This is a genomic window from Brevundimonas diminuta (assembly GCF_039673845.1).
In the GTDB taxonomy this organism is placed as follows: Bacteria; Pseudomonadota; Alphaproteobacteria; order Caulobacterales; family Caulobacteraceae; genus Brevundimonas; species Brevundimonas diminuta_E.
Map to the genome: position 1 here is coordinate 1 of NZ_JBDJMK010000012.1, position 17683 is coordinate 17683.

Annotated in this window: 18 protein-coding genes, 3 tRNA genes and 1 pseudogene; 4 read left to right on the forward strand and 18 right to left on the reverse strand. The window is 66.2% G+C overall.

The features are described from left to right. Positions 1–154: 154 nt before the first annotated feature. Positions 155–1027 (reverse strand): LysR family transcriptional regulator, encoded by an 873-nt coding sequence (locus ABE454_RS13830; RefSeq protein ID WP_346532556.1) that lies wholly within the window; start codon positions 1025–1027, stop codon positions 155–157. Positions 1028–1147: 120 nt separating this feature from the next. On the opposite strand from ABE454_RS13830, the gene ABE454_RS13835 reads away from it, so the two are divergent. Together ABE454_RS13835 and ABE454_RS13840 are read left to right on the forward strand one after the other, a co-directional pair. Next, positions 1148–2023, forward strand: a complete 876-nt coding sequence (locus ABE454_RS13835; protein ID WP_346532558.1) for an SDR family NAD(P)-dependent oxidoreductase — start codon at positions 1148–1150, stop codon at positions 2021–2023. Continuing rightward, positions 2023–2860, forward strand: a pseudogene (locus ABE454_RS13840) (SMP-30/gluconolactonase/LRE family protein). Before ABE454_RS13835 ends, ABE454_RS13840 begins: the two are co-directional and overlap by 1 nt. Positions 2861–2939: 79 nt before the next feature. Here the strand turns inward: ABE454_RS13840 and ABE454_RS13845 are convergent. The 8 genes from ABE454_RS13845 to ABE454_RS13880 all read right to left on the reverse strand — a co-directional run bounded on the left by ABE454_RS13845 (position 2940) and on the right by ABE454_RS13880 (position 7676). Then, positions 2940–3230 (reverse strand): hypothetical protein, encoded by a 291-nt coding sequence (locus ABE454_RS13845; RefSeq protein ID WP_346532562.1) that lies wholly within the window; start codon positions 3228–3230, stop codon positions 2940–2942. A gap of 167 nt (positions 3231–3397) precedes the next feature. Continuing rightward, positions 3398–3474 (reverse strand) — tRNA-Pro (locus tag ABE454_RS13850). Positions 3475–3541: 67 nt separating this feature from the next. Then, on the reverse strand, positions 3542–4018 hold the full coding sequence (locus ABE454_RS13855) for a DUF192 domain-containing protein (RefSeq protein ID WP_346532564.1): 477 nt from the start codon (positions 4016–4018) through the stop codon (positions 3542–3544). A gap of 42 nt (positions 4019–4060) precedes the next feature. Further along, positions 4061–4582, reverse strand: a complete 522-nt coding sequence (locus ABE454_RS13860) for a cold-shock protein (protein ID WP_346532763.1) — start codon at positions 4580–4582, stop codon at positions 4061–4063. A 186-nt stretch (positions 4583–4768) separates the two neighbouring features. After that, positions 4769–4843 (reverse strand) — tRNA-Glu (locus ABE454_RS13865). Positions 4844–5025: 182 nt separating this feature from the next. Then, positions 5026–5100 (reverse strand) — tRNA-Glu (locus ABE454_RS13870). A 116-nt stretch (positions 5101–5216) separates the two neighbouring features. Then, the gene (gene recJ / locus ABE454_RS13875; RefSeq protein WP_346532565.1) at positions 5217–7019 is read right to left on the reverse strand and encodes a single-stranded-DNA-specific exonuclease RecJ; all 1803 of its coding nucleotides are present in this window, start codon (positions 7017–7019) and stop codon (positions 5217–5219) included. Positions 7020–7214: 195 nt separating this feature from the next. After that, entirely contained in the window at positions 7215–7676 is a 462-nt protein-coding gene (locus ABE454_RS13880) for a hypothetical protein (protein WP_346532567.1), read from the reverse strand. 77 nt (positions 7677–7753) lie between these two features. Here ABE454_RS13880 and phaC point away from each other — a divergent pair, with 77 nt between their 5' ends. Continuing rightward, positions 7754–9727 (forward strand): class I poly(R)-hydroxyalkanoic acid synthase, encoded by a 1974-nt coding sequence (phaC, locus tag ABE454_RS13885; RefSeq protein ID WP_346532569.1) that lies wholly within the window; start codon positions 7754–7756, stop codon positions 9725–9727. Further along, complete coding sequence (locus ABE454_RS13890; RefSeq protein WP_346532570.1) at positions 9724–10101, forward strand: hypothetical protein; 378 nt, start codon at positions 9724–9726, stop codon at positions 10099–10101. The genes phaC and ABE454_RS13890 overlap by 4 nt, the downstream gene beginning before the upstream one ends. Before the next feature lie 18 nt (positions 10102–10119). Here the strand turns inward: ABE454_RS13890 and argC are convergent, their stop codons facing one another. The 9 genes from argC to ABE454_RS13935 form a co-directional block, all read right to left on the reverse strand. After that, positions 10120–11055: an N-acetyl-gamma-glutamyl-phosphate reductase gene (gene argC, locus ABE454_RS13895; protein ID WP_346532572.1), complete on the reverse strand. Its 936-nt coding sequence runs from the start codon at positions 11053–11055 to the stop codon at positions 10120–10122. Between the two features lie 234 nt (positions 11056–11289). Then, a complete protein-coding gene (gene rpsI, locus ABE454_RS13900) occupies positions 11290–11778 on the reverse strand; it encodes a 30S ribosomal protein S9 (RefSeq protein ID WP_003165345.1) in 489 nt (162 codons plus the stop codon). Positions 11779–11780: 2 nt separating this feature from the next. Next, positions 11781–12254: a 50S ribosomal protein L13 gene (gene rplM, locus ABE454_RS13905; protein ID WP_172575532.1), complete on the reverse strand. Its 474-nt coding sequence runs from the start codon at positions 12252–12254 to the stop codon at positions 11781–11783. A 343-nt stretch (positions 12255–12597) separates the two neighbouring features. Continuing rightward, positions 12598–13029 carry a molecular chaperone DnaJ gene (locus ABE454_RS13910; RefSeq protein WP_346532574.1) on the reverse strand — a complete coding sequence of 144 codons (432 nt, stop codon included), beginning with the start codon at positions 13027–13029 and terminating at the stop codon, positions 12598–12600. A 7-nt stretch (positions 13030–13036) separates the two neighbouring features. Then, entirely contained in the window at positions 13037–13870 is an 834-nt protein-coding gene (locus tag ABE454_RS13915) for a division plane positioning ATPase MipZ (RefSeq protein ID WP_346532576.1), read from the reverse strand. Between the two features lie 120 nt (positions 13871–13990). After that, complete coding sequence (locus ABE454_RS13920) at positions 13991–14590, reverse strand: SPOR domain-containing protein (protein ID WP_346532578.1); 600 nt, start codon at positions 14588–14590, stop codon at positions 13991–13993. Between the two features lie 49 nt (positions 14591–14639). Continuing rightward, positions 14640–15401: a chorismate mutase gene (locus tag ABE454_RS13925; protein ID WP_346532580.1), complete on the reverse strand. Its 762-nt coding sequence runs from the start codon at positions 15399–15401 to the stop codon at positions 14640–14642. A gap of 311 nt (positions 15402–15712) precedes the next feature. Beyond that, on the reverse strand, positions 15713–16279 hold the full coding sequence (locus ABE454_RS13930) for a prephenate dehydratase domain-containing protein (RefSeq protein WP_346532582.1): 567 nt from the start codon (positions 16277–16279) through the stop codon (positions 15713–15715). Continuing rightward, a complete protein-coding gene (locus ABE454_RS13935) occupies positions 16276–17646 on the reverse strand; it encodes a class II 3-deoxy-7-phosphoheptulonate synthase (RefSeq protein ID WP_346532584.1) in 1371 nt (456 codons plus the stop codon). The genes ABE454_RS13930 and ABE454_RS13935 overlap by 4 nt, the downstream gene beginning before the upstream one ends. Positions 17647–17683: the final 37 nt, after the last annotated feature.

Genomic DNA, 17683 nt, shown 5'->3' on the forward strand with positions numbered 1-17683 from the left:
CACCCTGAACGAAGCGGCTCATAATCCACCTCCTGCTGGCCTCAGGAGGCTACCCTAATTCGCTCGGACAGAAGGTGTTTTCACACAGCCTCGACCCGTTGCGGACGTTCGGTGCTGGCCGGAGCAATGTCAGCTTTACGCCCAAATCGGTCAATCAAGTGCTTGCTTGATCATCGGCAGCTATGCTCGCAAAAGCCTTTGCCGCAGGATTTTGAGCGTTCAACATAAGGCAAAGATCGAACGCCGCTTCCGCTTCTTTGATCTCGCGGTAGGCAATCCGATCAGGTCGGAAACTCGCCATGCTTTGCGGGACGATAGACACGCCAGTTCCGACCGCAACCAGCGACAGCACGGCATGCATGCCGTGAGCTTCCTGTGCGATCTGGGGCACGAAACCTGCAGCGGTGCAAAGCCGGATGACCTGAAGGTGGAAACCGCGCCCCTCGATCATCGGCCAGAGGATGAAAGGCTCCACTGCGAGATCGGCCACCGTCAACCCGGCTTTGTCAGCAAAAACATGATCGGCGGGTAGCGCCATGCAGAGGCGATCCTGATCGAAGCCGTGCAACGCGAGCCCGCCTGCATCCGCCAGCGGAGGGATCACAATCGCCGCATCCAGTGTTCCATCACGAAGGCCGGTGATCTGGCTGGCCGTGGTGGCCTCGCGCAGTTCCAGACGCACGTCGGGGCGCGCCAGGCGGAACGCCCGGATCGCGTCCGGAAGTCGCCCGTAAAGTGCGCTTCCGACATAACCGAGCCGCACAAGACCGGTGCGACCCGCTGCCGTCTCACGCGCCATATGGATCGAATGCTGCGCCTGTTGCAGCGTCACACGCGCTTCGCGAAGAAACGCGCGTCCGGCGTCGGTAAGGCCGATGATCCGGTTTCCGCCCCGCTCGATCAGGGCCACGCCCAGATCATCCTCCAGCCGCCGGATCGCCACCGTCAAGGGGGGCTGCGACATGCCAAGCCGATGCGCGGCGCGGTGGAAATGCCCTTCCTCGGCAACGGCGACGAACTGCTCCATCTTCCGCAGGTCAATCATCCCGCGCGTGACTTCTGATACACCCGCCATATCGCGCACCCATCCGTTCGGTATTGGACGTATCGTAAAGGCGTCGCCATCTTCCGCACAACTGAGGATGCGATGATGGACCAACAAGATTTCACCGGACGCACTGTGCTGATCACCGGCGGGGGCCGGGGCCTCGGACTGGCTTACGCGCGCGCGGTCGGCCAGCTTGGCGCGACGGTCCTGCTGCACGATGTCGGCGCCAATACGGACGGAGCCGGAACAGACGCGGCCATCGCCAAGAACGCGGTCACGGCCCTGCGTCACGACGGGATCGACGCGTTTCCGTTCTACGCCCCGATCCACACCCGCGATGCCTGCCATGATCTGGTGCAAGACTGCCTTGCGGTGAACCGACGCCTTGATGCCGTGATCCACAATGCCGGTTGGGTCGGCTACGAACGCATCGAGGAAGTGCAAGAAGCATCCTTCGACCACATGATGACGGTTATGGCGAAGGCGCCGCTGTGGATCGCCCAAGCCGCATGGCCGGCGATGCGCCAGGTCGGATACGGCCGGATCGTGGTGACGACCTCCTGCCGCGCCCTTTATCCGCAGTATGTCCAGAAGGGTCTTGCCTCCTACGCCGCTGCCAAGATGGCCGCGGTGGGGATCGTGAATGTGCTGGCCGACGAAGGGGCCGAACATGGCATCGTCGTCAACGCGGTGTCGCCCGTGGCGAAGACGCGACTGTGGGGCGTGGAAGGCGAGCCGGAGGATTTGAAGCCCGAGGCGGTCGCTCCGGGTGTCGTCTTTCTGGCGTCGGAGGTCTGCACCGAAGGCGGCTGGATTTTGCGGGCCGCCAACGGGCAGTTTCATGCCACCCGCGCGGCCGAGGCCGAAGGGGTGGACTACCCGCGCAACCTCCGCGCCGTTCGGGCCGACACATCGGCAGCGGTGGCGGCGGCTTGGAATCGGATTGCCGTCATGGCGCGGGAACCACGGGCATGATGAGCCAGATCAGGATTGCGAGCGACACAAAGGCGGTCATCGGCGAAAGCCCCGTCTGGAGCGCGCGGCGTCAGCGCCTGCTCTGGATCGACATCCTAGGAGGACAACTCCACAGCTATGATCCGTTGAGTGGACAGGATGCCGTTACCCCTGTTCCCACGCCGGCCGGACTTCTGGCGGAGGGTCCCGAGGGTGAAATCGTTCTCGGCCTCGGTTGCGATCTCGCGCGTCTTGATGCGGATGGCGAAGTTACGCGGTTTGCACGTGCGCCCCAGGCCGATCCCGCCTTCCGGTTTAACGATGGCAAGTTCGACCGGCAGGGCCGCCTCTGGGAAGGGCCGCGGAATCCTCTATCGGTTCGATCCCGACGGAACATGGCACGTTGCGGACACCGGCTTCGATCTGCCCAACGGCCTGGAATGGAGCAAGGATGGCAACACCTTCTATTTCACGGACTCGCACAAGGGCGAGATCTACGCCTACGATTTCGACCCGGCCACAGGCGAGATCGGCAACCGCCGCCTCTTCTTCGGTATGGACCCACGGGATGGAAAGCCCGATGGCCTCACGCTGGACCCGGACGGCCACCTTCTTAGCGTTCTGTTCGATGGATCGGCCATCGTCCGCATCGGGCCGAGCGGCTCCCTCGAAAGGCTGATCCCGCTGCCGGTGCCGCGTCCGACGAGTTGCGCCTTTGCGGGCGATGGCGGCGCCCTGTTCATCACCACTGCGCGAGCGGGGCTGACGGAAAATCAGCTTTCCTGCGCGCCGCAATCGGGGGTGCTTTTCGAAATCGATTATGACAGTAAAGCGCAACGAAGCCGTATTTCAGAATAATGCGAGAGTCCGATTTTGACGTAAAGCGGCCGTTGCACATTGAATTGCTGCCTGTCTGCTTTGCGCCCGGTGCGGACATTCAAATGCGCACCACGCTTGTTGGGCCATCGACATTGACCCACCACATCCGCGCGAACTCGATCGCTTCTTCGAGCGCCTCACCGGGGTGACTAGATGTAGTAATGAACCGACTGTTGTTCGTCCCATCGCCGACGATCAACCAATCGATTTCATCTTCGATCCGTTCACAGCCCTCACCTACAACGGCAATCAGAGACACGTTATCAGCGATGCACTGCTCAACAAAAGCGGGAAGCAGCGCCTCATCCGAGAGTGGCAACTCCAGAACGATCTTAGGTTCAGTTGGCATATATCAACGGCAGAATAAGCGCTGTCCGCCTTCCACCCTTCACGGATGTTCGCAGCGTCTGCTTTTAATGACTAAGGCGATTGGCGATCAACGGAACCGATCGAATGGCAAGGTTTCCACCCTTTGGACCAGTGTAAAACTTGTCCAGCCCAGACGGGCTCAAACCGTGGTCGGGGCGAGAGGATTCGAACCTCCGACCCTCTGGTCCCAAACCAGATGCGCTACCAGGCTGCGCCACACCCCGGACCGACGGAGCGCTCTCATGGCACGGCCAAGCCGGCTTCGCAACGGATGAAGCGACCTATTCCGCCTCAGGGGTGGAAGAAGGCGTGTTTGACCATGTCTCCGGGCTTGGCGCCGATCTCATCCGCCCGGCCTGCGCGCAGTTCAAGCACGCCGCTGGCGGCGCCGTTCGACGGAATCGGCGCTTCGGAATAGGGCGTGGCGTGGCGCGCGATCGAGACGATTCGACCGCGCGGGTCGATGTAGAGGATGTCCAGCGAACTGGGCGTGTTTCGCATCCAGAAGCTTTGCTCGGTCGCGGCCGGGAACTGGAACAGCATCCCCCGGTCATCGGGCAGCGGCGGACGGAACATCAGGCCGCGCTGGCGGCTGGCGTCGTCGTCCGCGATCTCGACCATGAAACTGTGCTCGCCCGAAGCCGTGACCACGCTCAGCGGCTCCAGCGGGCGGCCCGCGGCGTCCAGCGGCGCCTTCTGCGCGCAGGCGCCCATCATGACCATCGCGGGGAGCAAGAGGGCCAGAAGCGTGCGACGGGTGCTGTTCATCTCATCGTCCTTACAGCGGACGATGGCGGCTCGTCCGGTTTTCTAGGCGCCGAGCCGGATATCGGCGACGACCAGACCCTTGGGCCCCTGTGCGAAACGCACCTGAACCGGCGAGCCCGGCAGCAGGTCGTCCAGACCACAGCGGCGCAGCGTCTCGACGTGGACGAAGATATCGCCCGCCTCGCCGTCACGCACCACGAATCCATAGCCTTTGGTCCGATTGAACCATTTGACCATGGCCTCTTCCAGAGGGCCGTCGGTCAGGCCGTCAATGCGCGCGTGGGCGGAGCTGCGGACCGGCTCCTTGCGCGGAGGCGGGGCGCTGGCCTCCAGCTCGACGATGTTGACCACCTGCCAGCCCTTGGAGCGTTTGGCGCATTCGCAGACGATGGCCGCGCCCTCGCCCGCCATTTCATGCCCGGCGCTGCGAAGACTGGTGACATGCAGCAGCACGTCGCGTTCTTCCGTCAGAGACGGCTGGTCAGGAACGATGAAGCCGTACCCCTTGCCGCCGTCGAACCATTTGACCTTGCCGACAACCTTTACGGTTTCCATCGGCTCCATCACGTCACAACTCGTCACCTTGAACCCCCGCCCGCTACACTGCAGGTCAGCTAAACTAACACGGTTCGTCTAAAACGGCTACTACGTTGCCCTCTTTACGCCACATTGTCGACAAGCAAAAGTTGCATGCGGAATGATACGCATAAAAAACGTGCAGATTTCAGGGGGAAGAGCATTCTCTCCGCGTGGCAGTCCCTAGGGGAGTCGAACCCCTCTTTTCAGGTTGAAAACCTGACGTCCTAACCGATAGACGAAGGGACCGCGGCGCGGAGGAGCGGCCTGATAGCCGTCCCTTTTCGGCGATGCAAGAGGGCGTCGCGCGCTTTTTCAAAAAAACGACAAACCCGCCGCCGGACGCCGGTTCGAGCGCACGAAACAGGGCCTCAGACGCGCGAAATCGCAGCGGCGAACAGCTTGAATTGTCAGGGAGAGAAAACTCCGCGTGGCAGTCCCTAGGGGAATCGAACCCCTCTTTCCAGGTTGAAAACCTGGCGTCCTAACCGATAGACGAAGGGACCGCTGCGCGGAGGACCGTGTAGATAGCCGCCGATTCCGCTTATGGCAAGCGCCGCGACGCGGATTTATGCGACTTTTTCAAAGACCTGCGTCGTTTAACGGCCAAGGCTGATGCGCCTTACGCCATACGCGGATCGGCCACGTCCTCGATCTCGAACTGGACGCCGCGACGGCCGTTCCAGTCGTCGGCTTTCAGGCGGCCGACCAGGTTCAGACCGCCCTGCCCCGCCAGCAGCGCCTTGCCCGTCGGCAGATCAGCGCAGCGCCAGGCGATGGCCCGCACCGAGGCGCCGTCAGGGCCGACCAGACGGCAACGCACATGGCCGCCGTTCATGGCGACCGGCTCGCGCGCCTGAACGCCTTCCAGCGCGAACAGGGGCTCTGGGTTGGCGGGGCCATAGGGCGCCAGTTGCTCGAACGCCTCGAACAGGTCGCGGGTGGCGGCGCGCGGGTCGATCAGGGCGTCGATCTCGACCCAGTCCTGAGCCACGGCCTCGACCCGCTCGGCTGACAGGCGATCGTTGAGGAAGGCGCGCAGTTCGTCGATGCGGTCCGCCGCCACCGTCAGCCCCGCCGCCATGGCGTGCCCGCCGCCCGCGATCAGCAGGCCCTCGTTCCACGCCGCCTGAACCGCAAGGCCCAGATTCATGCCCGGCTGAGAGCGGCCCGACCCCTTGCCCACGCCGTTGATGGCGTCGACGCCGATGACGATGACGGGCTTGCGCCAGCGTTCGCGCAGGCGACCGGCGACGATGCCGACCACGCCGGGGTGCCAGTCTTCGCCGCTGACGACCACGAGGGCGCTGTCGTCAGCGTGGGCGCCGGTCGCCTCGACGCGGCGGACGGCCTGTTCAGTGACCTCGGCCTCGACCTCGCGCCGGGCGAGGTTCAGGGCGTCCAGTTCCTGCGCCAGCATCCGGGCTTCATCAGGGTCGTCAGTGGACAGCAGGCGCGCGCCCAGATCCGACTTGCCGATGCGGCCGCCCGCATTGATGCGCGGTCCGAGGATGAAGCCCGCGTGGTTGGTCTTGGCCGGTCCCGGCTCGGCGCCCGCCGCCGCCAGCAGAGCGCGCAACCCCGGATTGCGCCAGTGCGACATCACCCCCAGCCCCAGACTGGTCAGGGCGCGGTTGAAGCCGGTCAGGCCCGTCACGTCACAGATGGCGCCCATGGCGGCCAGATCCAGCCACTGGCGGATGTCGGGTTCAGTCCTGCCCTCAAACAGGCCGCGCCCGCGCGCCTCGCGGTTCAGGGCGGCCAGCAGGACGAAGACCACGCCCGCCGCCGCCAGATTGCCCTGCCCCGAGCCGCAGCCCGGCCGGTTCGGATTGACCACGGCGAGGCAGGCGGGCGGCTCTTCGCGCATCATGTGGTGGTCGATGACGACGACTTTCAGGCCAATAGACGCCGCATGGGCCACGGCTTCATTTGCAGCCGCGCCGCAGTCGACGGTGATGACCAGATCGGCGCCGCGCGCCTTCAGCGTGTCAAAGGCCCGCGCGCTGGGGCCATAACCCTCGGTCAGGCGGTCAGGGACATAGATGGGCAGGTCCGCGCCCAGCGTGCGGAACCAGCGCACCAGCAGGGCCGCACTGGAGGCTCCATCCACATCATAGTCGGCAAAGACGTGGATGCTGGCCTGCGCCTGAAGCGCGTCGATGATGGCGGCCGCAGCGGCGTCCATGTCCATGAAGCTGGACGGATTGGGAAACAGGGCCTTCAGCGTCGGCTTAAGGAAGTCTGCGCCCTGATCCGCCGCCACGCCGCGCGCCGACAGGGCGCGGGCCATCGGCTCGTCCAGCCCCAGCGCCTGCATATGGGCGCGCGTGGTCGCCGTCTCGGCCGGGCGCTGACGCCACGCCCGACCCGACAGGGAGCGGCTGACGCCCAGAAACGCAGGCGCGCCGTGGCCGTCCGCCATCAGAAGGCCCGTCCGGCGAAGAGAACGACGATGAAGACAGAACGGGCCATGCGGACCTTTGCACCAGATGCGAAGACGGCCCTGCGGCCGAAGCGCTCAGGATCGTGGGATTCGAGACCGGACGCGATCTTGACGCGCCCTGCCCTTAAATCATGGATGCGCCTGTTGCGGTCGCGCCCGCAGGGGCGCCGGTCGTCAGAAGCGCGGGCGGTCGATCGGCGGCGGCGCCTTGGCGCGGCGGCGAAGGGCCTCGGCATAGGCCTCGATCTCGGCGGGCGTCTTCAGGTCGTTGGGCGACATCTGGCTGGCATCCAGACGGCGCATGGTCTGGTTCACGAAGGCGGAAGGATCACTGTTCAAGGTCCAGTCGATGCGCGCCGTCTCGGCCGTCAGGGCGGCGTTACGGCTCTGCAGGCGCGCCACGTCGTTGGCGACCTCGGCCGCAGGGGGCAAGGGCGCGCCGCCATGCGGGAAGTCGGCCCAGCGCGGATACTGGCGATTCTCATCGACCATCTGCTGGATGCGGGGCGCCAGCGGCGAGGTCGGGTCGGTTTTCGGGTCGAAAGCTCCCACACAGCCGCCCAAAACCATGGCCGTCCCGAGGGCGAAGCCCCAGACCGCCGTCCGTCCCGTCTTTTTCAGCACAAGCGCGTTCATTTCGATCCCTGACATATGCCATCATCGCGTCGGGAGGAAGGCGCGCAAACTTGCGCGTCCCCATTCGGAGGTTCGCCATGGCCAAGCGCCCGACCAAGGCTTCATCCCCCAATACGCCTGACGGCGCGCCGGAAAAGGCCGCCCCGCGCAAGGCCGGGCGCCCGACATCGGCCAGACCGCGCGCGAAGAAACCCGCCGCAGCCGCTGAACAGCCGCAACCGGCGCCCGCTGCGGAACCGGCCGCCGCCGAGACCCCTGCCGCCGCGCCTGACTTCATGACCTTCAGCGCAGAACAGCGGCAGCAACTGGAGACGCTGTCGCTGAATTTGGCCAAGGCGGCGATGATGGCCCAGACGGCGGTGGCCGAGGCGGCCCTGTCGCAGGCCGACCGCCCCGCCGCCCTGTCGCCCGACCCGTTCAATGTGGCCCCGGCCATGTCCTCGGTCATGACCAGTCTGGCGGCCCGCCCCGAAAAGCTGTTCCAGGCGCAGGCCGACCTGTTCGGCCGCTATATGGAGCTGTGGTCCACCACCACCCGCCGCGCCATGGGCGAGACGGTCGACACCCCCGCCCCAGCGGACAAGCGGTTCCGCGACCCGGCATGGTCCGAGAACCCCATGTTCGACATGATGCGCCAGTCCTATCTGGCCACCTCGGACTGGATGAACAGCCTGGTGTCCAGCGTCGAGGACGTGGATCCGCGCGTGAAGCGCCGGGCCGAGTTCTTCACCCGCCTGCTGACCGACGCCTTCTCGCCCGCCAACTTCCTGGCGTCCAACCCGGCCGCGCTAAAGGCTCTGGCCGAGACCAGCGGCGAATCCCTGGTGCGCGGGATGCAGAACTTCGCCGCCGATCTGGAACGCGGCGCCGGGTCGCTGAAGATCAGTCAGGCCGACTATGGCCGTTTTGTTCTGGGCGAGAACGTCGCCACCGCGCCGGGTCAGGTGGTCTGGCGCGACGAACTGTTCGAGTTGATCCAGTATGACGCCGCGACGGAGCAGCAGCACGCGATCCCGCTGCTGATCTTCCCGCCGTGGATCAACAAATTCTACATCATGGACCTGCAACCAGCGAACTCCCTGATCCGCTGGTTGAGCGCGCAGGGCTTCACCGTCTTCGTCTGCTCATGGGTCAACCCCGACCGCGACAAGGCGGAGTTCGGCCTCGACGACTATATGAAGAAGGGCGTCTACCGCGCGGTCGAAAAGACGCTGGAGCAGACCGGCCAGAAGCATCTGAACGCCGTCGGCTACTGCATCGGCGGCACCATGCTGGGCGCTACGCTGGCCCATATGGCCAGCAAGGGCGACGACCGCGTCGCCTCGGCCACCTTCTTCGCCGCCCAGCACGACTTCGCCGAGGCGGGCGATCTGCTGCTGTTCACCGACGAGCACTGGCTGAGCGAGATCGAGCGGCTGATGGATGAGGCGGGCGGCGTCCTGCCCGGCGCGACCATGGCCGACACCTTCAACGCCCTGCGCGCCAATGACCTGATCTGGTCCTTCTTCGTATCCAACTATCTGATGGGCAAGGCGCCGCCCGCCTTTGACCTGCTGGCGTGGAACGCGGACCAGACGCGGATGCCCAAGCGGCTGCACCTGCAATACCTGCGCCTGATGTACGGCCAGAACGCCCTGTCGAAGGGCGAACTGGAGATCGACGGCGAACGCATCGACCTGTCGAAGGTCCGCATCCCCCTCTATTTCCAGGCCAGCCGCGAGGACCACATCGCACCGATGAACTCGGTCTATCGCTCGGCGCGGCTGTTCGGCGGGCCGGTGACCTATACGCTGGCCGGATCGGGCCACATCGCCGGGGTCATCAATCCGCCGTCGGCCAACAAGTACCAGCACTGGATCAACGCCGCCCTTCCCGAAACGCTTCAGGAATGGCAAGCGGAGGCGCAACAGCATCCGGGCAGCTGGTGGTCCCACTGGGCCGACTGGCTGGGCGCGAAGTCGGGCGAAAAGATCGCCGCCCGCGATCCTGAAACCGGGCCGCTGAAGCCCATCGAACCGGCGCCCGGCGCCTATGTGAAAGTAAAGTCTTGAAGCGTATCGAGCCCAATCTGCTGCTGGCCGTCGCCACGGCCATTCCGCTGATCCTGCTGATCGCCACGGCGACCCTGTTCGGCGCGCCGGGTCAGTTGGTGAAGTATCTGGTGATCGCCGTGATCGTGCCGGTCGCCTTCGTGCCGATGAACGCCGTCATGCGCCGGAAAATGGGCTGGATTCGTCCGCCGATGATCCATCCGCAGGCCGCATCGACCGCCGTCTGGGCCAGCCTGTTTCCGGCGCTGATCATTCTGGCGGCGGGCGCCCCGCTGGTCTTCCCCGGCCACGACTACGGCCTGCTGGTCATCATCGCCGCCATCTTCTTCAGCCTGACGGTGGAATCGGCGATCAAGGCGGCGCGGGCGGGCTGAGCTCGCCCCTGACCGGCCTCAGCTGAGGCCGGTCGTCTCGTCCAGACCCAGCATGATGTTCAGGTTCTGGACCGCCGCGCCCGAGGCGCCCTTGCCCAGATTGTCCAGCAGGGCGACCAGACGCGCCTGCTCCCCGCCGCGATCGCCAAAGACGTGCAGGCGCATACGGTTGGTGCCGTTCAGGCCCTCGGGCTCGATGCCGGTCATGGCCTCGGTGTCGTCGATCTCGGCGACCTCGACGAAATGCTGGCCTTCATAGGCTTCGACAAGCGCGCCATGCAGCCGCTCGACCGAGGGCGTCTCCGGCAGGGCCGACAGGTGCAGCGGCGCCTCGACCAGCATCCCCTGACGATAGTTCCCGACAGCGGGCGAGAACAGCACCGGGCGCGTCAGTCCCGCGTGCTTCGTCATTTCCGGCACATGCTTGTGCTTCAGCGTCAGGCCATAGGCGCGGAAGGCGGTGGACGCGCCCTCCGCTTCAAACTCGGCGATCATGGCCTTGCCGCCGCCGGAATAGCCGGACACCGCATTGATCGTGACGGGCCAGTCGGCCGGGACCAGCCCCGCCTTCACCAGCGGTCGCATCAGGCCGATGAAGCCCGTTGGATAGCAGCCGGGGTTCGACACCCGCGTCGAGGCGGCGATGGCCGCACGCTGGCCCGCATCCATCTCGGCGAAGCCATAGGTCCAGCCGTCCGCCACGCGATAGGCGGTCGAGGCGTCGATGACCCGCACCGACGGATTTTCGATCATCGACACCGCCTCGCGGGCCGCGTCGTCCGGCAGGCACAGGATGACCGCGTCGGCGCTGTTCAACGCCTCGCGCCGCGCCTCGACATCGCGTCGGCGGTCGCCCAGCAGCAGCAGCTCCAGATCGCCGCGCGCCTCCAGACGCTCGCGGATCTCCAGCCCCGTGGTTCCGGCCTCGCCGTCGATGAAGATGGTGTGGGTCATGCGCATCTCCTGTCCTTCTCCCCTTGTGGGAGAAGGTGGCCCATCAGGGCCGGATGAGGGGTCTGACAAACCCCGGAAATCGGGCGACGAAATGACGGGCGACGGGGGAGAAACCCCTCATCCGTCGGCCTTCGGCCGCCACCTTCTCCCACAAGGGGAGAAGGGCAAAGAAAAAGGCGCCTCGGGTTTCCCCGAAGCGCCCTTTGTATTCCCAGTCGCGGGTTCGCGACCGACTTAGCGCTTCGAGAACTGGAAGCTGCGGCGAGCCTTGGCGCGGCCGTACTTCTTACGCTCGACGACGCGGCTGTCGCGGGTCAGGAAGCCGTGCGGCTTCAGAACCTTGCGCAGTTCCGGCTCGTAGTGGGTCAGGGCGTGCGACAGGCCGTGGCGGATGGCGCCGGCCTGGCCCGACAGGCCCGAACCTTCGACGGTGCAGATCACGTCGTATTGCGTGGCGCGGTCCGAAACGGTCAGCGGCTGGGCGACCATCATCTGCAGCACGGGACGGGCGAAGTAGGCGGCCACGTCCTTGCCATTGACGGTGATCTTGCCGGTGCCGCGCTTCACCCACACGCGGGCGATGGCGTTCTTGCGCTTGCCGGTCGAGTACGAACGGCCCAGGGCGTCGATCTTCGGCTCGCGGACGATTTCCTCGGCAGCAGCGGTGCCCAGGCCCTTCAGGGCGTCAAAGCCGGCGGCGGTGTCTTGAGTCACGTCGGTCATGCTCAGGCGCTCCGGGTGTTCTTGGACGACATCGACTTGAAGTCGATGGTCGTGGGCTGTTGGGCTTCGTGTTCGTGCGCCGCGCCGGCGAACAGGCGCAGGTGAGTCATCTGCTTGCGAGCCAGCGGCGACTCCTTGGGCAGCATGCGCTCAACGGCCTTTTCGAGCACGCGCTCGGGGAAACGACCGCCCAGAACCTTCTCCGGGGTGGTTTCCTTGATGCCGCCCGGGTGGCCGGTGTGGCGATAGTAGACCTTGTCGGTGGTCTTCTTGCCGGTGAACACCACCTTGTCGACGTTGGTGACGACGACGTAGTCGCCGCAGTCAACGTGCGGGGTGTAGGTCGGCAGGTGCTTGCCGCGCAGACGGTTGGCGATGAAGGTCGCGAGGCGGCCCACGACGACGCCTTCGGCGTCGATGTGGATCCACTTCTTCTCGACCTCGGCCGGCTTCAGCGAAGCCGTGGTGCTCTTCAGCATGATGAGGGTCCTGGAAGACGAAAAACGCGGCCCGAACCAGATGGATCGGGCGGAGGCCGGGGTGATAGAGGGTCACGCGCCGAAGGTCAATGTCGGTTGCGATAGCGATTTTGATATAGATATTTGATTTTATTCGATATTTTAAATACGGTATTAAAATACCCAATCCACTTCCTTCTCCCCTTGTGGGAGAAGGTGGCTGCCGGAAGCAGACGGATGAGGGGTGTAAGGCCTCGCCTGCCTAAGGATCTGATGGAGGAAAAGCGTTGCATGTCGCGCCGACACCCTTCATCCGGCCCTAACGGGCCACCTTCTCCCACAAGGGGAGAAGGAAGGCGCCCTACCCCTTCAGCAGTCGATCCCGCGCGGCGTTGACGCGGGCGGCCAGGCCCTCGGTTCCGCCCTGATCCGGGTGTGCGCGCGCCATCAGGCGGCGCCATGCGGCGTGGATCGTCCGAGCGTCTGCATCAGCCCCGACGCCCAAAATGGAGCGCGCCTCGGCCTTGCTCATGGGTTCGGCGGGTTGAGCCGCCCTGCCCGCCACCGGCCGAATGCGCGACTGCACCGCCAGCCAGACGCCCGCCGCCGCCATGCCGCCCGCGATCAGCCAGGCTCCGCGCGCGGCGGCGAACACAGCCCCGGCCAGCAGGGCGGCGCTCAATATGGTCGCAGAGATGCGCCAGTGGCCGCGCCGGGCGCGCTCGGTCTGACGGCCCAGACGCACCATGGCCCACAGGGCCACGGCGGCCAGACCCAGCCAGATCAGACCCATGCGCCGATCAGGCCGCCGCGTCCATGACGGCGATGGCGTCGTCCAGACCCAGGGCCTGCATCAGGTTGCGCATCTCCTGACGCGCAGCGACGTGGGCCAGGGACACCGACACCGGGCGGATGTCGTTCGACAGGTCCGCCACGGTCAGGCCGAAGGGGAAGAGCTCGCGATAGATGACCCGGTCGCGCAGGCCCGGCCCGACGCGGAAACCGACCCGCTTGGCCAGCTTGGCCATGCGCGAGGCCAGACGGCGACGGTTGCGCGCCTCGGCGACGGCCAGACGGTTGGTGACGACGATCCAGTCGATCGTCACCTGACGGCCCTCGGTGATGGCGCGGTGCTTGCGCGCCTCCCAGACGCTCTCGGAATAGATGGAGGGCTTGACCAGATCCAAGGTCACAGGGTCGACCTCGCCCAGCAGGTCGAAGTCGACGAAGCTGTCGTTCATCGGCGTGACGATCTGATCGGCGCGGCCGTGCGCGGCGCGCGACAGGGCCGTGTCCCCGCCCGGGGTGTCGATGACGATGACGTCGGCGACGCCTTTGGCCTCGGCATAGGCGGCTTCGAAACGGGCCAATTGCTCGGCCTCATCGGCCTTATGCAGGGCCTTGCCGTCGCCCATGTCGGGCACGAAGGGCAGCGGCAGTTCGTGACCGTTGGCCTTGGTCCAGGCGACGCGGTTGGCGAAGAACCGCTCCATCGAGCGCTGGCGCAGGTCCAGATCGATGATGGCGACCTTGCGTCCGGCGTGCAGAAGGCCGGTGACGATGTGAATGGCCAGGGTGGACTTGCCCGCCCCGCCCTTTTCATTGCCGATGACGATGACCTGAGGCTGCGCCATGTGAAATCCCACTGTGATCAGCAGGCGCGACTCATCTTCGTCCGCAGCCCGCCCATGTCGCGCAGGATCGGGCCGCGAGGGCCAATCGTCAACGAAACCTTAAGCGCAGCCTGTGGACGATCAGGCGGGCGCCCCGCCGGATCGCGCGCACCAGGGGTCCGACGCCGCCAGATCGCGGCACAGGGCCTGCGCCTGCTCGCCGGAAGCGGCGACCTTCAGCCGGATCAGGCGGCGTCCGCCGACCTCGACCGTCTCATAGGCGGGTTGCAGCCCGGACAGAACCGCCCCGCCCGCGCCGCGACTGAGGCGCGACCACGCCGCGCGGGCGCTGTCCTCGCTGGAAAAGGCGCCGAGCTGGACATGACGTAAAGAGGCCGGCCGGGCGGGCGCAGCCGCGGTCGGCGGCGCCTCCGGATCGGCATAGGGCGCAGGTGTGGCGGCCAGCGTGACCCGCGCCTTGCCGCCGTCGCGAACGTCCCAGAGCTCATGCGGGGTCAGAAGCTCGACCTTCAGCGGCGAGGTCTTGCGCTCCGCCCGTCGAGGTGCGGCGCCCGGCGCGGCGGCTTCGTCCCCGGACGATACGGGGATGGAGGCCACCGATTGAGCCAGGGCCTCAAAGCGGTGCGGATCGCTCTCGTTCACGCCGCAGCCCGCAAGCGTCAGCGCAACCGCCGAAAGGGCGGCGACGGTGCTCAGTCTGTGCAGGACGGGACGGGCCATGCAGCCACCCTCGCCCGCCCTGCTTTGAGACGGAGTTAACGGCGTGATCTCAGCCGATGGCGCCGACGCAGCCTTCGACGTCGCCCGGCGCCACATCGGCGTCGGTCAGGGCCAGGCTCCAGCCATGATGGGTGTTCAGGCCCCAGCGGCGCGCGCCCGAGCCGTCGCCCGCATCGCCGCCCGCCGTCACCACGACGCGGCGGCCGGTCGGCAGCGCCGGCGGATCGATCTTGCCCACGGCCAGAGACGTCGGCGTCTCGCCGCCGTAACCGTCGAACACGCTGAGCATCGACCATTCACGACGCAGGCCGATCCACCACGGATCATCGCCGCTGATGGACAGGACGGCCACGCCCTTGCCTTCGGCTGCATGGGCCAGGGCGGCCTGCGGGTCGAGGACCAGTTTGATGTCGGCGGCGGCGCCGAAGCGCAGACGGGCGCCGTCCACGGCCTTGGACGGGTCGATCGGCGCCCAGACCTGAACCTGCAGACGGCCCTGACGCGCCAGACCCCAGCCGACGATCTCGCGCCACAGGTGTTCGACGGCCTCGCGGTTCTGGGGATCGCACTGTTTCAGGATGCGGGCCTGGACGGCCTGCTCGCGGTCGGGACGCAGCTTGGTGTGAGGGCCGGACGGGGCGTCCTTGGCCTTGCCGACCTGGGCGGCGACGGACAGGCGACGCTCGAACAGTTCGAGGATCTGGTCGTCGATGCTGTCAATTTCGGTGCGCAGGGCGGCCAGCGCCTTCTGTTCGGCGCTCAGTTCAGCGGATTCGGCGGGCCAGACTTGCTGGATGGCGGATTGCGACATGGGAGATGGCTTTCGGCATGAAATTTTTCGATAGGAAGCCGCGTCCGCCGATAAAGGATCAGGCAGGGACGCGCAGGAAGGCCGCTTGGGGAGAAGCGGTCGCCAGTGAGACTGTCAGGGGTTGGTTAGAAGCCCGACGCCTCAGCCGGCGTATCGAAAGCCGTAATAGCCGTAGCCAAAATAAAAGCCGGCCACCGCGCGCGTGGTGGTTTCAACGGTCATTTGTGCGCGCAGCGAGGACATGTATCCGGTCCGGTTTCTGGATCAGGGTTGATCCGACCGGACCTTAAAGCCGCAAACTTTGTGCGCGGTCAAGCCTCAGGCGCGACGAAGAGGACAAATCGCGTCCGGTTGTCGCTGAAATCCTGCAGATCGTTGCGCAGAACCGACAGTCCATAGACCTCGGCCGCGCGGGCGGGCGCGACAGCGGCGCGTGTCGCGTCGCCCGCAGCCGCCACGGCGGCGGCCGCGCCGCCGGTGTCGAACACCTCCAGCGCGGCGATGCCCATTTCGTTCAGGGCGATGGAGCATTGCTGAAGCGCGACCGGATGACTTTCGGCCGTCTTCACGTCCGACAGGCGCGCGCCGGGCACGCCCAGCAGGGCCAGCCGGATCGGCCGCCACGCCTCGGTGATCGCAACCAGACCCGCCTGCCGCACCAGGGTTGAGGACGGCTCGACCACGCCCACGGTCGAGTTCTCGACCGGGATCAGGGCGCACTGGCAGTCGCCGTTCAACAGGGCGTCGATCGCGCCCTGAAACGTCTCATGGCCCACCGGCTCGTCCCACGGGCGCAGGTCGAGGCAGGCCTCATGGCTGAAGGCGCCCGGCGCGCCCTGAAAGGCGACGCGGCCGGGCGCGAGGTCGTCTGCCGTCATGCAGCCTCGGACCGGGCCTGCCGCCCGGCCTTGAGACGCTCGGCGACCAGGAAGGCCAGCTCCAGCGCCTGATCCGCGTTCAGACGCGGGTCGCAGTGGGTGTGATAGCGGCTGGACAGGTCGTCCTCGGTCACCGCCTGAGCGCCGCCGATGCATTCGGTGACGTTCTGGCCGGTCATTTCCAGGTGGACGCCGCCGGGATGGACGCCCTCGGCCTCGGCCACGTCGATGAAGCTGCGGACCTCGGTCATGACGCGGTCGAACGGACGGGTCTTGTAGCCGTTGCCCGCCTTCAGCGTATTGCCGTGCATCGGGTCGATCGACCAGATGACGCGCTTGCCCGCCGCCTTCACCGCCCGCATCAGACCCGGCAGGCGGTCGCCCACCTTGTCGTGACCGAAGCGGCCGATCAGCGTCAGACGCCCCGGAATGTTGTTCGGGTTCAGGGCGTCGATCAGCGGCAGCAGGTCGTCCGCCGTCATGGTCGGCCCGCACTTGACCCCGATGGGGTTGGAGATGCCGCGCATGAACTCGATGTGGGCGCCGTCCAGCTGGCGGGTGCGCTCGCCGATCCACAGCATGTGGGCCGAGGTGTCGAACCATTCGCCGGTCGAGCCGTCCAGACGGGTCAGGGCGCTCTCGACGTTCAGCAGCAGGGCTTCGTGGCTGGTGAAGACCTCGACGCGCGACAGGTCGGGATGCGTTTCGGGCGTGACGCCGACCGCCTCCATGAAGGCCAGCGCCTCGGTGATCTTGTCAGCCAGCTCGCGGTAGGCAGCGCCCGCGCCGTCGTCGGCGAAGCCCAGCGTCCAGCGGTGGATGTTGTACAGGTCGGCATAGCCCCCGCCCGCAAAGGCGCGCAGCAGGTTCAGCGTCGAGGCCGACTGATTATAGGCGCGGATCAGGCGCTGCGGATCGGGCGTGCGCTCTTCCGGGGTGAAGCCCATGCCGTTGATGATGTCGCCGCGATAGGACGGCAGCTCGACCCCGCCGATCTCTTCGACCGGCGACGAGCGCGGCTTGGCGAACTGACCGGCGATGCGGCCGACCTTCACCACCGGCTTGCGGCCGGCGAAGGTCAGCACCACCGCCATCTGCAGGATCAGGCGGAAGGTGTCGCGGATGTTGTCGGTCGAGAACTCCTTGAAGCTCTCAGCGCAGTCGCCGCCCTGCAGCAGGAAGGCGTTGCCCGCCTCGACCTGAGCAAGATGGTCGGTCAGACGGCGCGCCTCGCCCGCAAAGACGAGGGGCGGCATCGCGCGCAGTTCGTCTTCGACGCGCGTCAGTTCGGCGGCGTCCGGATAGTCCGTCGGCATATGCAGGACGGGCTTGTTTCTCCAGGATTCGGGGGTCCAGCGCTTGGTCATGCCGCCAAGATAGGCTTTTCCCCCGCCCGGAACAATG